This is a genomic window from Paenibacillus gorillae (assembly GCF_000513275.1).
Lineage (GTDB): Bacteria > Bacillota > Bacilli > Paenibacillales > Paenibacillaceae > Pristimantibacillus > Pristimantibacillus gorillae.
Window position 1 is genome coordinate 59,121 of the sequence record NZ_CBVJ010000106.1, and the last position, 15,964, is coordinate 75,084.

Annotated in this window: 7 protein-coding genes, 1 pseudogene and 1 riboswitch; of the genes and pseudogenes, 2 read left to right on the plus strand and 6 right to left on the minus strand. The window is 42.6% G+C overall.

Annotated features, from left to right (window positions below; translation table 11 throughout):
- Nucleotides 1-50: 50 nt before the first annotated feature.
- A complete protein-coding gene (locus TY10_RS19850) occupies nucleotides 51-911 on the minus strand; it encodes an AraC family transcriptional regulator (RefSeq protein WP_042167241.1) in 861 nt (286 codons plus the stop codon).
- Nucleotides 912-1,128: 217 nt separating this feature from the next.
- On the opposite strand from TY10_RS19850, the gene TY10_RS19855 reads away from it, so the two are divergent.
- Nucleotides 1,129-2,007, plus strand: coding sequence for a type II CAAX endopeptidase family protein (locus tag TY10_RS19855; RefSeq protein WP_042167242.1), 879 nt, complete (start codon nucleotides 1,129-1,131; stop codon nucleotides 2,005-2,007).
- Nucleotides 2,008-3,476: 1,469 nt separating this feature from the next.
- Here TY10_RS19855 and TY10_RS19865 read toward each other — a convergent pair.
- The 5 genes and pseudogenes from TY10_RS19865 to guaA all read right to left on the minus strand — a co-directional run bounded on the left by TY10_RS19865 (nucleotide 3,477) and on the right by guaA (nucleotide 14,466).
- Nucleotides 3,477-9,221: an RHS repeat domain-containing protein gene (locus TY10_RS19865; protein WP_042167248.1), complete on the minus strand. Its 5,745-nt coding sequence runs from the start codon at nucleotides 9,219-9,221 to the stop codon at nucleotides 3,477-3,479.
- A 33-nt stretch (nucleotides 9,222-9,254) separates the two neighbouring features.
- Nucleotides 9,255-10,586, minus strand: a complete 1,332-nt coding sequence (locus TY10_RS29065; protein ID WP_155985981.1) for an RCC1 domain-containing protein — start codon at nucleotides 10,584-10,586, stop codon at nucleotides 9,255-9,257.
- Between the two features lie 199 nt (nucleotides 10,587-10,785).
- Nucleotides 10,786-10,969, minus strand: a riboswitch (cobalamin riboswitch).
- 514 nt (nucleotides 10,970-11,483) lie between these two features.
- Nucleotides 11,484-11,621: pseudogene (locus TY10_RS29995) on the minus strand (GMP synthase (glutamine-hydrolyzing)); the annotation flags it as partial.
- A gap of 47 nt (nucleotides 11,622-11,668) precedes the next feature.
- Nucleotides 11,669-12,676, minus strand: coding sequence for an AI-2E family transporter (locus TY10_RS19875; protein WP_042167250.1), 1,008 nt, complete (start codon nucleotides 12,674-12,676; stop codon nucleotides 11,669-11,671).
- 251 nt (nucleotides 12,677-12,927) lie between these two features.
- On the minus strand, nucleotides 12,928-14,466 hold the full coding sequence (gene guaA / locus TY10_RS19880; protein ID WP_042167251.1) for a glutamine-hydrolyzing GMP synthase: 1,539 nt from the start codon (nucleotides 14,464-14,466) through the stop codon (nucleotides 12,928-12,930).
- A gap of 248 nt (nucleotides 14,467-14,714) precedes the next feature.
- On the opposite strand from guaA, the gene TY10_RS19885 reads away from it, so the two are divergent.
- Entirely contained in the window at nucleotides 14,715-15,944 is a 1,230-nt protein-coding gene (locus tag TY10_RS19885) for a DUF418 domain-containing protein (RefSeq protein ID WP_081735378.1), read from the plus strand.
- Nucleotides 15,945-15,964: the final 20 nt, after the last annotated feature.

Genomic DNA, 15,964 nt, shown 5'->3' on the forward strand with positions numbered 1-15,964 from the left:
AACACCGTTCTCTAATGATAATGAACGATGTTCTAATACTATCTTACTGTTTATTTGAGGGTTAGCCGAAGCTCCGAGGGCAATTTCCCAATGTGCTGCTTGAAGAGTCTGTTGAAATTGGATAAATTACGGAAACCGCATTCAGCCGCGATTTCGATAATTTTCGCATCCGTCGTCTCCAGCAATGCTACCGCATGAGACAGCCGCAGCTGGATCAAATAGTCCATCGGCGACGTGCCTACCGTCTGTACAAATAAAGCGCTGAATCTCGAAGGGCTAAGATGAGCCGTCTCCGCCAGCTCCTTGAGCGTCCACGGATGACCGATATGATCCTCGACCCGGCGTAGCGTCTGGCGGATAATCTCCATCCCCCGTGACTGGCTCGCTCCCATGCCATCTGCTTTGGAAAAGTAACGGTTGACGAAAGCGAGAAACCGAAGCATCTGCGCACGGACGACCGCTTCATAGTGAGATTCCTTTGCCTTGTACTCGCCCTCCATCTCCAATAGAACAGAGCCGATGCGCCCCAGCATCGGATGGCGACGATCTAGCACATTCTCAAAACGGCTGCCCATCTCGCGAAACGGCGTCAGCAGCTCCGTATCGTAACGTTGCTCCAATGCTAAGTACGCAGGATCGAACATCACGATCAGCATGACAAGCCCTTCATTCTCAAAGCCACGGTGCAGGTCGTTGGAATTGATCAGTACGATGTCGCCCTGCTGAAAGTCGCAGCGGTTACCGTTAATCAAGTAGTGTCCGCTTCCTTTTACAATATAGTTGATCTCAAGAGCCGTATGCCAATGCAGCCGTTGGAAGGGCGGGCTTACCCCTTCAGTCTGCGATATAAGTATCGGAAAAGAGGCCGGAAGCTCGATATGGTCCCGTATTACGGTTGGATGTCCTTTCATTCCGATCCCTCCTTTTGCCGCAATTTAGCCATGTCACTAATATGATCTAATTATAGCAAAGCGACCCGTTCAGAAGGAAGAGCCCCGACTCGAATCGCACGAAGGACTGGTCCTTAGGCGGGGCAAAAGACTGGGCTTCAGTTGTTCAAATATCGGGCTGGCGATTGATATACTACACCTAGAAAAGAAATACATACTTTAAAAAAGGAGCACAATCATGAACGCAACGACTGGCAGCTTTACCCCCATACCAAGGGAGGGAAATAATGAAAAAATCCGCAGAGCCCGGAAGGGACTGCTTTACTTTTTCGCAATGCTCGTCCCGCTCTCTATTCTTAGTTATGTGCTAGTATCGAAGCAAACCCCAATGTCTATATTATTGCTGATGTGGTCACCGGCCTTGGCCTCCATATTTGCCCGATTGATGCTGCGTGAAGGCTCGGCCGATATCTCCTTGCGCTTCGGCGGACGCCAGTTCTTTAAGAGCCTTCCGTTCATTCTGTTGTTACCGGTTATTATTGGACTGATTGCCTACGGAACGGCCTGGGCAACAGGACTTGTTGACTTTGTTGCTCCGGACACCTTCATTAAAGCATCACCTGCCGTTACCTTCACTGGCCTTCTGCTAGGTCAAATGGTAGCAGGCACTGCCATCGGGATTCTTACCAGTTTCGGCGAGGAGCTGGGCTGGCGAGGCTATATGCTCACCCGTCTCATCGACGCTCGAATTCCTGCTCCAATGCTGACAAGCGGTATCATCTGGGGATTGTGGCATCTTCCCGTCCTGTTTATGGGACTGTACTATTCCGGTCCAAACCTCGCGTTATCGGCGCTGTTGTTCATGATTAGCTGTACCTCGATGAGCTACATCATCGGACGCGTACGCATGACTACCGGCAGCTTATGGGCCGCCGTACTCCTGCACGCATGCTGGAACGCCGTTATCCAAGACGTCTTCGACGCCTTCTCCCAAGGGAAGAACGCACTGTTGTGGACAGGCGAGTCTGGCATACTGGTTGCACTAACCCTGTTTATTGCGGCTGTGTTGTTGTCGCTTAAGAAGATGAAGGTGCGAGACTTATCACTTAACAGGTAACTATAACTATAAAAATATTCCTTTTTTTCTGTTAAACACCCAGAAAAAAGAGAATATAGTTGAGGCGTACCGTCAATGTCGGAACTTCATAAATTTCAAAACTTTCAAAAACAGTTGTGATCCACTCTCTTAACCCACTCAATTGTGGTAGCCAGTTCCTAATTCACATCATACAAGATATAGTTGCCGATACAACATCACGACCAAAGCCAGATTTTTTTCTGACTCTACTTATTACTCCCACTACAAAACCATTACATAACGGTTTACCGTTGCATTAGATGAAGTTGCAAAGACATATATAAAATATTCATACATCATTGTAAGTTTAATGCATGCATAAGAATGGAGGGAAAATACATGCCTATAAGAATAAGGTTGCCAGCCATATTGGATGAACGAGGTATATCTCAACACAAGCCCGACTTATAAATGTCCGTCCAATATAATAAATCCTCTATACTTCGACAGCTTATTTAGAAATGGTGATTCACTAGGGTGAGTAAAAAAACCACATGTAGGTGTGAACTGTAACCCCATCCATAGAAACTGTATAAAAAACAGTTAACATAGTTGTAAGCAGCTTGGAGATCATTTCTGTATTCTTCCTTTTAAATGTCTATTGATAACGTTCTGAATTATAGTAGTTGACGTACTCATTGATTCTTAGACGTAATTCATTAAAGAAATATGCAATTCCTGTAGTTAAGCTCGGCCTTCATATGACCAAAATATTTTTCCATTGATGCATTATCCCCGCAGATTCCTTTACGAGACATTGACTGTTTAAACCCGACTTCAGCAGTGTGGAGCCGGGTTTCAGGGTACGTATAATGCATACCCTGTTCGGAATGGAAGATGGCAACGGAATGAATATTACCATCCAGTCGTTTGAGAACGCGACCATTGTATGTTCAAGCTTCTGTTCCTAATTCTGCTGAAGATTCACTCTTCGATCGTCTGCCTGTGCTTCGGATGCCTCTGCGCTTTTCTAGCAAGCTATCCTCACCGTAGTTAGCGTAGGTCTCCCTCCAGCGATAGACCTCTGTTGGTGTTCTCTGCCCAATAAGTTTGATATTAATGCCTGCTTTCAAGAAAATCTCCACTGGCAGCTCTTCCGCTTGACTAGCTTGAACTGCTTTTAGTAGATTAAAACATAAAACCCGTAAGAGGCCACTTTTTCAAAGTGGCCTCTTACGGGTTTCAGTTCAACTCTCATATGTTGTCACTTGATTAGCTCAAGAATTTAATGAACAAGTAACAAAAAAATAAAAAGTTGACTCCAACGATTAGGGCTGTCTTAGTTGACTTTTTAATTGTTAGAAATCTACCGACAATAAGAATAGTCAATAAGTAGATAATTAAAATCGTCCCACTAATTTTGTCGCCTGTTGAAGTCCATACAATGAATCCTACTATTATTAAAACTAGGGCAACGATGACCCATTGATAGACTTTTTTCATATCATTTATACCTCTTCCAGAACCTTGCTTTTACAATATAAAAATCCGTCAGTGTCAACTATCATGTTGTCAACTTTACCGGTATCTACATTTGTTCTATAAATTATTGTTTTTGTTGCATCTGCTTTCGGCCCACCCGGAATAAACTCTAATCCTAGTGCAGCTGCCGCACCGGTTGAGTGCATAGCAACTTGAGTTGTCCCAAAGCTGGCAAGTGATCCTGCTCCATATCCAATAATTGCTTTTGCAGCTGTGGCATGATACTGCTCAGTCTTTGTGAAGGTATGAACCTGTTCCCAGTAAACATAGTCAGGATTCGCTTCGTAATATACAGTCCCTCCCTTATCCACTAAAATTTGTGTTATTTTGTTATTGTCAGTATTCGTGACATTAAATCTATTAAGAACTGCGTCAGTGCTTGACAGTAATCCATCCCTTAAACTCTTATTATTCTCTGTTTTTTTGTTGAACTCCGTTCTTAATCTCGTTGCCTCCGCCGCGGCAGCAGCCTTTGCAACAGCGTTACCTCTTTCATTCGCTTCTGCCCATGCAATCTTTTGCTCATTAATTTTGTAGTTATACTCCCATAATAGTGGGTCTACCGCTACATTACCACTCGGGTCTATATACTTCAACGGATTATTATGCACATACGTATAAAGATTCAAACTAAGCGGATTATTTATTTCCCCCTCATACGTATCCTTAGTAATAAAGCGTCCGGTTGAAGGACTGTAATACCTCGCCTGTAAATAAATAAGTCCTGATTCATCATCGAATAATTCTCCAGCGTAGCGATACGGGTTGCTAAAGGGCTTAGCAGTGTTGCTCGAAGTTGATTTTGTATTTCCCCATATATCGTATTCATACGATTTTAGGACAGACCCAGCATTATCCAAAATTTTCACTACATCGCCATGTCCATTATAAACATAATAACCACCGCGATTGTTCACATGGTCCTGCCTGAATAGAAGCATAGAGTTGCTCCATACATTTCGAGCTTTCGTATTTCCTTGCATATCTAGTTCTTCGATAACCTTCCCATCAATATACACATATCTGGTAAACTCGCCGTTCACCGTTTTCGTCGCTCTTAATCCATCGCTGTAGTAGGTATATACGGCATTATCATCGCTATCCTGATAGGTAGCCAATTGATTCAACGGGTTGTAGGAATACGATTTCGAATTTAATTCGGGAATTGTAAACTCATTAGAGCTTTGTTTGCTTCTGTCTCCAACATCATTATACGTGTAGGCACTGGTGCTAATCCCTGTTTCTTCTTTTATTCGATTTAAGGAATCGTAATTATAACCGAATGTATTGCCATTTTTATTGATCTGTTTAATATTTCCGTACCCATCGTAGTTAAAGGTTTCATCATACTGCTCCCCGCCTGTTGTCACAAGAAAATGGTGTTCTTTAAGGTTTCCAAAAGAATCGGTAACCTTTTGATGGTTGTATGCTCTCCCCTGCAAAAAGCGATAAGATGTCTGTTCCACCGAAGTCTCGTTTGCCAAAGAATACGTTTTCTGAGCATTAATAGACGGATAACTAATACTAAGTTGACGATTTAGATTATCATAAGTATAAGCTACCTTTTTAGAATCAGGGTACTTAATTGCAGTCATTCTATCATAGTTATCGTACTCGATAAAGTAAGTTTTCCCAGCGATTGTCTTAGCTGTATTACGCCCCCACATATCATATTGATATGCAATGGCTTCATTATCGTTATTGTTACTTGCAATCAGTCTTCGTGCTTGCTGCTCATACGCGTATTCTTGCCAGTAGATTTCATTATTTCCTTGTTCAACTGACAAACGCAGAATTTCGTTGTATGGCGTGTAAGAATAATTATGAATTTGACCTTTAGAATCTGTATACTGATCAACCAATCCATTTAACTTATACTTATACCGATCTTCTGTTGAACCCGTTGCAGACCGTTTTGTTAGCAACCAGCCCAGTTCATTATACTTCTCTTTAGTTTGCACAATACCGTTTATATAAGATTCAATTATTTGACCTAAGCTGTTGTATACGTAAGTATATTCATCTCCAACTGCATTTTTCATATAAATCATGTTGCCTGCGCCATCATAGTCATAACTAGTCGTTTGTACTTGCCCATCCGCTTCTATAGTTTGAGATACTATTTTCCCGGAAGCAGAAAAATTATTTCTAGTTATCCTTTCTTTCGTACCCGCCGAATTGCGTTCAATTACCGTTTGCAATTGTCCTAATTTATTATAGAAAAAGGTCTCTGACTTGCCATTGGGCAAAACTTTGTTCACGGTTTTTTGAGGAACAACTTGCCCCCCGCCTCGTTCAACCACATTTGCATATTTATATTTTGTGACTTGCCCCAAAGCGTTAGCTTCATAAACTAGTTTTCCACTTGTATCATAAGAATAGGTTGAGCCTAGGCTGGCTTGCCCGAATGGGTTAGATCTCGTTATTTCTCGGCCTAGTGGAACCTCGTTACGCAGTAGTACTCTCGTATTTCCTTGCACCGTTTTCTGTTGCTTTTGTAATGTTCCAAACGGCGTATAATACTCGTCAACTTTAGCCCCATCTAGCTCTGTAATCGAAATCTTTCTTTCCAAATCACTATAAGAAACTGTCGTTGTTGCAATTTCCCCTTGCCCGAGAAGAGAGACTTGAGAAGTGACTCGGTCCAGCACATCTCTTTCGTATTTAACTATGCTTCCATCTGGGTAAGTGATCTTTTTCAAACTTCCGCTTGGGTAATATTCATACTGGTTAATAATATTCTCCCGAACATCACCCTCACGTAAAGTAGTTTTTATAAGCTCAATTTTCAGCCTCCCTTTGTCTGTATACATTAGTTCCTTGTCCAGCACTGCGTTTTCTTTACTATATTGCTCACCAGAACTAATTCGTGTAATAGCCCCTGGCAAATGATGTACAGCATCGTACTCCCGGTTCTCTACAACCACACTGTCTGTCTTAACTGGGTATCCATAGCTGTGTGTTTCCGTTTTTTTCCAAATCTGATTCCTGTTATTCACACTGGAATGGTTGGCAGGATAGTAACTATATTCAACTACTGCGCTGCTTCCAGAGCCATTCTCAGTAAACGTTGATTTACTAATTTGATTAAATGGTCCGCCGTATTCGTATGCTGTAATATTGCCGTTCGCATCCTTATTCCATACCAATTGACCATAGTTATTATAGTTAAAAGACTCTGATATTTTCTCTGTACTGTTGGGTTCCAGTGATTCAGGATTGATTAATAACTCGTCAACTTGGAATGTTCCGTCAGCTGCAGCATAAGTTGATACTTTTTTTGGCATAAATTGCCCCGGATCATATTCATACCGAACATAAGAGGTCATGTAGTTTGTATACCTATTGTTGCTTGCATCTGTATAATCATAAGTGTGCGGATAACCATCTTGTGGAGAGTAACCGGCTTCCAAAGTAACCATGCTATAATCGTTTAATAACCTTGATCCATTTACATAATAATGATTTGATTTAGATTGCAGATTTCCGTCAACTCCACGCGAGCGAACTAATGTCGCTTGCTTATCTCCGTAACGGGATGAGTTTCTAAGACGTGGATTATCTAGCTTACTCGTTTTCCAAACCTCATCGATCTGCACGCCATGATCCGGATGAATATTCCGATAAAAATCAGAAAAAGAAATGTCCTGTTTCATGTCATTTCGATAAGAGTAATCCACTCTTTCTACCGGGTGATAAGACACGTATTCAATAGCATGTTTGTCCTGATACATTCTAGATACTGCACCCTGATAAGTAAACTTATTGGAATTCCTCCAAGTTACATCGTAATTCGAATAAGAAAAAGCTACCGTCAATCCGTTAAACTGATTGATTTTGTTTAACAATAAGTAGGGGATCTCCCCTGAAACCAACTTATTGTTTAATATAATTCCGCGCGATTCAAAACATACTTCTAATTCAAATTTTTCACATGTATATAAGTTATTATGTAAACTTAACATTTCTCCTGCAGCATTCGCGTAATAACCGCTCAATGGAGTATATACATTAAAATTAAAATCAGCCAATTTTGTTGAATTAATGTCGTAGTAAGTGTAAGATTCAATATTTTTTGACTGGTTGGCTACCGTCCGATCGCCGACAGAGTCCAAACGCCAATAAGTTACATTCTCTGTAACATTCTGATAACCGCTGGTCGTCCATTTCCTGAAAGTCACACTGTTCTGTTGCTGAGAAGCATGATACGCTACTTGTTTCACTACCTGATTATTTTCCTCTACCTTGAAACCCAAAATAACTAAATCAGCGTTTCGATTAATCGTAATTATCCGCCCATACGAATCAATAATGACAATATTATAATTGTTTACTGCAGCATCCGCGTGAAAAGCATAGGATATACTGTCTCCATACTCGTTGCTTTTAGATACAATTTCTCCATTCTCGTTATATTTATAAATAATGGAATCGTCTATCGTAAGATGATAGTAAGTTTTGGTTACTCCATTTTCCACGCTGTTACTCTTACTCATCTTTACATTCTGATAAGGATAGTTTTGGATAGTTCCATTATGAAATTCATAGCTAGTGCCGTTTTCCAAAGTGAAGACTGTCTTTTCATACGATGTGGCAAGCGCTTTATAAAAATACTCATTTCGATAGCATGGGACCGTAGATGTAAACGGGAAGCAGGATGAACTAACTTTTTCATTTACGACTTCCGCCTGTATTTCTGCTTTCTCCATTAATGGAATATTCAACGTCCATCCCGCTGCGATATACGACTTCCGATCACTTGCCGTGTATGGGACTGCTGCATTGCCGTTTTTTTGCTCATAATAAAGACTTGACGTACTCGTTCCAAGCTCCAACGTCGGTTTAAGCAGCTTGCTATCCAGGGAACTGTAGGTTCGGTTAAGGCTAATCCCAAGTCCCTTTTTACCAGCAATACTATAGTCAGTCACACTTCTATTCGACGTATGATAAATTGGATCGACCAGTTCATCGTTACTACTCGTATAATTATAATCGTTTTGAAATTCTGAAATGGTGTAAGTTGACGGAGTCGACAACGCCGCTGTCATTTTTTTCGATTCCGCCGCAGTTAACACCCCCTCTTGTTCTATTTTCTGCACCTGAGTTTGAATGTCTTCTTTCAATTGGCGTTCATCCTCTAGTGTAATTAACGGCTTCTGGTCTTCCAGATACTTCTTTTTATCAACGTAGTAATCGACCAGATTCTGAGCTGCGCTCACATATTTAAATAGTTTTTCTCTATCTCCTTCATCCAGATCTCCAATCATTCGAATAACATCATCTGTTTCCAGATTCCGTGTGACTTCTTGCTGCTGTTTAGGCAAATACATATATAAATATGGATAAAAGTATGCCGTAACAACTTTCATTTCGAGTGAGAACTCGTCCAAAAACGCCTTGACCCTCTCATTATTGCTAGCGGTTGGGACAAGTTCGGAACGCTGAAGCACGGTGTCGAAAACAGAATCCGACGAGTATTCTCCATCCAGAAGTACTCCCTCTTCAGGCAACTCTATATCGCTGCTGGTCAACTGAGACAGATCTGTTTCTTTATCAAGATCCGCTGTCTTCTCCTCCAACTTAACGGTTTCTACTTGAGTATAGCTCATATCTGCATCGTATTCGTTTGAAGCCATAACTGAACCCATAGCCGAATCCATGCAACTAAAAATCAAACTAAATAATAACAAAAACACAACCGTTTTTTTCAAAAAGAACACCCCTGTATATCATATTGAAGATCTTTATTGGATTTGGGTTGTCTCTTCCGAGACAACATTCCCATTCAAATCGTACATGAAAGTTTGCTTATATTTTGATGTACCTATCGTTAAATAAACGGTAGTTAGCTGGTTTTTCGTGTAGTAGTATTCTTTTACTGGAAATGTTTGATTTTGAAGCACCACTTGAACAGGAACCGGAGTATTCATTGTTGTCCCATTTCCGAGTTGCCCTTCTTCATTGCCTCCCCATGAAACGATAGAATCGCTATGAACAGCCAAATTATGTTTTTCCCCTGCTGCAATTTCCGTAACATTAGTTAGATACTCTTCGCTGTTCACTCCCTTAACTTGAACCGGAATCCCTCTGTTCTCAAACGTACCGTCACCTACTTGACCGCAGCTATTATCTCCCCACGCCCAAACAGAACCGTCCGACTGCAGAACAATTGCGTGATCTCCTCCAGCTCGAATTGCAGTTGTAGAACTTGAACTGCCATCATCGGTCATCGCTACTTGAACAGCGTGCAACTTTCCAGCAAACGTGCCTTCACCAAGCTGCCCTTCGTTATTTTCTCCCCAACTCCACACAGTGCCGTCTGCTTTCAGAGCTATGTTGAAGTTCTTGCCCGCGCTAATTGCAACCACATTGTCTAGTTGTGTAGACAGCTGATCTGTCACTACCTGTACCGGGATACTTCGCGATTGATTTGTTCCATCGCCTAATTGTCCAAAATCGTTGTTCCCGGCGCTCCACACTGTCCCATCAGACTTTAGAATGATCGTATGCGAGAGCCCTACATCAATTGCAACTGCTCCTTCAAACAACGTGTCTTGTTGGCCACCCTTGGATTGAATAGCCCTCGTCTGTGTTACGGAATTGCTAGAGCCATTACCCAGTTGACCAAAGGTATTGTCTCCCCAGCCCCAGACCGTACCATCTTTTGCAAGGGCGATTGTATGCGCATATTTGCTTTTTATATCAACGATTTCCGGTAGAATCCTCGGATTTTCAATCGATGCAAAGAAGCGTCCTTCAATTCCGGGAACATAAAAATCATTGTTAATAGAAGTAAGCTGATCTACAATCTCTGTTTGGTTTGGTTGAACAGGATAGAGACTTTGATGAAACTCGCCATTCACATTCTTACCGGTTCCCCATACCCAAACATCTCCCGTTTCGCTACGCGCAAAGGAACTGCTTACACCAGCCTCAATTTTGGAATTCTTGCCACCAGGTAGGGAGATACTTTCTTTTTCCTGATCGCTAGAGATCACTTCTTGTTCGTTCTCCTCTTCTGTAATCTCCTCAGGAATCGTAACCTCTTCAGTTATCAGATCTGCATCATTAGCCATTGCATTCGAGTTAAAAATCAATAAAGCGACAAGAAGCAAAAAAATGAATTAAACGCTTTTGTTTCATACGAATCCATCCTTTCAAAGAATCTTCTCAAATCAAATTTCTACATAAAAAAACTTCTTTTAATTAAATTTAAAGATGTTCGTTAATCGGCACAGTCATACCTGAATTAACACCCTCCCCTCCTTGTGAAAAGCATTAGTTATATTTATGGCAGGTCTCCTGACTCAGCATCACGGTATACTCTCCTTGCACTTATTTCAGCAGTAGATAATTGTGAATGCATGCTCCGTTCTACAGTGGCGGAACCGTATCGGATTTTCAGCAATATTCCCTTTTAAACTATGTGGTACATAGTACCATTAATATCTAAATTCATCTCTTAAAAATCAGATACTTTTAAAATATCATGAAAAATAGTTAAATGATAGAATATTATTATATGGAATTCAAATAATTGTTCAACTATAAATATTCGCCTGTACGTTTTACACAATCACGGTGCTTCTCAACAATACAATACGGATTAAATCGTTCTTTCCTACCCTCGACGCCGATCCGGCCAAGCTTAAAAAAGAGCCAGACTTGAATTACGATAATTTTCGGCAGACCCGAAATAATCTGCGTGCAGGAATGTCCCATAAATGAATGTGACGGGCCTCGGCTTGTCACCCATAATGCCAATGGAGAAAAACAAATAGAAGAACAAGTAGGCCTGCCTTCCTCTCATGATGTGCAGTTCCATCTTTTATATGCCGTTTAGCAAGCAAAAAAGCCTTCCAAGCCGCTTTTCTCGCAGCATAGAAGGCTCCTTCTTTGACATAAAACAGGTTTATCCGTTCTGTCATCCTTATTTAGACGACGCAGATATCTTTAGGAAAGCAACTTCAGAATTATTCCCACTCAATCGTAGCAGGCGGCTTCAAAGTCACGTCATACACGATACGGTTGACGTTCTCAACTTCATTACCGATACGGACGGAGAATTTCTCCAAAACGTCCCAAGGAATACACGCCCAGTCCGCTGTCATACACGGATCGCAAGACCCGGACCTGGGAAAGGCTGACGCCATACGATTTAACTCTCACCAGATTGATTAACATTAAGCACATCAAGCAAAAACATGAAAATCGGAATGCCGATAATCAATCCCCATATCCCCATGAAATGCTGGGCAAATATAAGGATAATGAACGTGTAGAACATCGGTAGTTTTGTTTTTTGAGCATACAATCTTGGGTTTAAAACATACGTCTCAATTCCATGAATAACAACAACTAAAACGATTGACCAGATGACCAATGAAAGTCCGCCAATCTGGTAGCCAATCATGCCTATTGGAATGAAGGAAATGACAACACCTGCAACAGGAATGAGGCTCAATAGGAACACCATAATGGTAAGTGCAAATAAATATGGATAACCTAATATCCATAGACCCGCAATGGTCAAAATCGTATTGAACAATGCAATCATAAGTTGTACTTCGATCACTTTACCGAAAGAAGAGGTGAATTTTTTACCGAAATAATTAAATTCGTTGTACAACCATCCTATTTTACTGCTGCCGAATTTTTCTGTGAATTTAACGACTTTATTTTTTTGCATAAGATAGAAGAAACTCAACACAATGACGAAAAGAATCATTTCTACCGATTTACCTAGCTTCAAAATATAGTTGACTGTATTGCCCCAATAACTTTGGAAATCCAGTTTTTCAAGCATATCGACAATCAGTTGGGCTGTATCATTTTGTGGTGGTGAATTGAGGAAATTTATACTGTAATTATACAGTCCTGCAACTTGAACCACGAGCTTAGGTACATAATTCAGGAAACCAATTACGATTCCAGAAATTAGGAGTACATAAATGACGATATTTACGACTATCGGAGATATAGGAATAAATCGGGAAAGCTTCTTCGTAATAAATCCCTCTAAACGCCCTAATACAAAAGTAACCAGGAACACTAGAAGTATTAAATTGATCATATCCCTAAGTACGAACAGCAGAAGCGCAACTATTGCTAAAAACAATATCCTTTTCACGATGTGATTGGAAAAAAACTCTCTTAAAAATCCCATTAGCCTTCCTCACTTCTCCCATTCATTATTCATCAAGTCATTAGACTAATTATACTTCTTACGTACCCGATAAAACTACGTTTCTAATTTATTTAGTGGTAAAGGAACTTTACATACCTTTTGAACATTAGAGATCCAATATAAGGAATTATCCCCACATCCACGCAAAAAAACTCTCTTTTATCTGGTTATACAACACAAATAAAAGAGAGCACTTTTTAAATGTCTATAGTTGCATCAAGACGTTCAGCCTATTCCCACTCAATCGTAGCAGGCGGCTTCGAAGTCACGTCGTACACGATACGGTTGACGTTCTCCACTTCGTTAACGATACGTACAGAGATTTTCTCCAGCACGTCCCAAGGGATACGCGCCCAGTCTGCTGTCATACCATCGATCGAAGTTACGGCGCGGATGCCGACTGTGTACGAATACGTACGCGCGTCACCCATAACGCCAACGCTCTTCATGTTCGGAAGGGCGGTGAAGTACTGCCAAATTTCTCTTTTCAGACCGGCTTTGGCAATCTCATCGTGAAGGATTGCATCGGATTCGCGAACGATCTTCAGCTTGTCCTCCGTAACTTCGCCAAGTACACGGATTGCAAGACCCGGACCCGGGAACGGCTGACGCCATACGATTTCTTCCGGCAAGCCGCACTCTTCGCCGACTTTACGAACTTCGTCTTTAAAGAGCGCTTTAAGCGGCTCAACAAGCTTGAACTTGATATCTTCAGGCAAACCGCCAACGTTATGGTGCGATTTGATTGTTTGTGCTGTTGCTGTTCCGCTCTCCACGATGTCCGTGTACAGCGTGCCTTGAGCCAGGAATTCGAAGTCGTCGAATTTAGCCGACTCTTCTTGGAACACGTAAATGAATTCGTTGCCGATAATTTTACGTTTTTGCTCCGGATCGTCTACGCCTTTCAGCTTGCTCATAAAGCGCTCGCGTGCGTCGATTTTGACAACCTTCATATCGAATTTACCGACAAAGGTTTCCATAACGCCATCCGCTTCGCCTTTACGCAGCAGGTTGTGGTCGATAAACATACAAGTCAATTGATCGCCAATCGCTTTATGCAGCAAAATCGCGACAACAGAGGAATCTACGCCGCCGGACAGTGCGCAAAGCACTTTTTTGTCGCCGACTTGAGCGCGGATATCACGAATTGTATCTTCGATGAACGATTCCATTGTCCAGTTGCCGTCACAAGCGCAAATGTTGTACAGGAAGTTGTGGATCATTTCGTTGCCGTGTTCCGAGTGGCGAACCTCCGGATGGAATTGTACCGCATAGAACTTGCGATCCACGTTGCTCATTGCAGCAATTGGAGCATGGTCTGTGCTTGCATCCACTTTGAAGCCTTCAGGAAGCTCCACAACGTGGTCGCCGTGGCTCATCCATACCGTTTGACGCTGTTCCAGACCTTGAATCAGATGGCTGTCAGCTGTGAAGTCAACTTCTGCCTTGCCGTACTCGCGCTTGCCAGCGCGTTCTACCTTACCGTTCAGTTGATGAGCCATCAACTGCATGCCGTAGCAAATGCCAAAGATCGGTACGCCGATATCGTAAATGGCCGGATCGACCAGCGGCGATTTTTCCTCATATACGCTAGCCGGTCCTCCCGAGAACACGATGCCTTTCGGCTGCAGTTCGCGGATCCGCTCCACCGGTGTGTTGAATGGCAGCAACTCGCTGTATACGCCCAAATCACGAATGCGGCGTGCGATTAGCTGATTGTATTGTCCTCCAAAGTCGAGAACAACGATGATTTCATTTGGCTTGTTCATTACCGAGCCTCCCTCAATTAATGTAGTAATTATATCTATACCGCTCAAACCGAGTCAAGGTGAAGAGACAGGTTCCGACAATATTTGCGAACTCTGATTTCACGGTTCTGCCATCCGCAGACCGTAAACCTGCATTTTACGCCTAAAAAGATGCAATCCGCTCAAGGATATCCAATGATCTTGCTCAAATTTGGGAAAATGAAACAATTCCGATAAAAGTGCGTAAACATTATCCGAGGTGATTTGAGATGAGCAATCCGTCTCCCAGATTAAGGAATATGGACGGTACCCGAGGATTTAGTTTGCTGGGCATTTTACTGGCGAATATGTTTTGTTTTCAATACGGGATGTGGGGCATGCAGGAGATGAGCTTATTCTCGCTCTCTGCTGCCGACTCAGCGGCCCACGCCATCGTGAAGATCGTTGTGGAGACGAGCTTTATGCCGATTTTCGCATTTCTGTTTGGTTTTGGCATGATCAAAATAAAGGAAAATGTCGAGCGCCGCAACGGCCTAGCCGGTAATCCGGCCGCTCATCTGGCGAGACGGTTTACGTTCCTGTTCGTTCTTGGGCTGGCCCACTACATACTGTTATGGGAAGGCGATGTGCTCGTCAGCTATGCGATAACAGGCTTCGGCATGCTGCTGTTCCTTCCGGCTAAGCCGCGAACGCTGTTTATCTGGGGCGCTGTTTTTGCCGTTCTAGCTGCTCTAATACAATATGGGGCACACAATGACCCTATCCTTCCGTTGTCACAGCTGGAAAAATTCAATGATAAAACAGTCGACATCTACGGCAGCGGCTCCTTTACTGAAATCATCCGGCACCGGACGCTTTCCGACCCGCTAGGCCTTTACGGCTTTTACCACGTACTGAATCTCATGCTTTCTCCGGTTATCGTCGCGCCAATGTTTCTATTCGGCATGGCCGCCGCGAAGCTCAAGCTTCTTCATCAACCGCAGCAGGAGAAAAAGCTGTACAAGAAGCTGACGGCTATTTTGATTCCGGTCGGACTTTTACTCAAATCATGCAATTATTTATTACCAGATTTGGGCTGGGCAGGCTCAATTGCGGCATTGGGCGGCACCATTCTGGCCATTGGATACTTATCCGCCTTGTCCTGGCTGTTCAGTACGAGACCGGGCTGGCTGGAAGGCTGGTTTAACCGGTTTGAAAGTGTAGGGCGGCTGTCCTTGTCCAATTATTTGCTGCAAACGGTCGTTTGCGTATTTATCTTTTACGGCTTCGGGCTTGGGCAGTTTACGAAAATCGGCATCATCGGCGGCATTGCCCTCGCGCTTGGGATATTCATTGTTCAATGCTTCGCCAGCCAGCTGTACTTGCGCTACTTCCGGATTGGTCCAGTCGAGCGACTGCTGCGCGCGTGGACTGCCTTACGCTGGAAGAGACCTGTTGCAGAAACAACAAAAGGGCAACTGCCGGACTTTAATTTTCGGCCAACATGTCCTTTATTATAAAAGAATGGAGTGAATCAAAG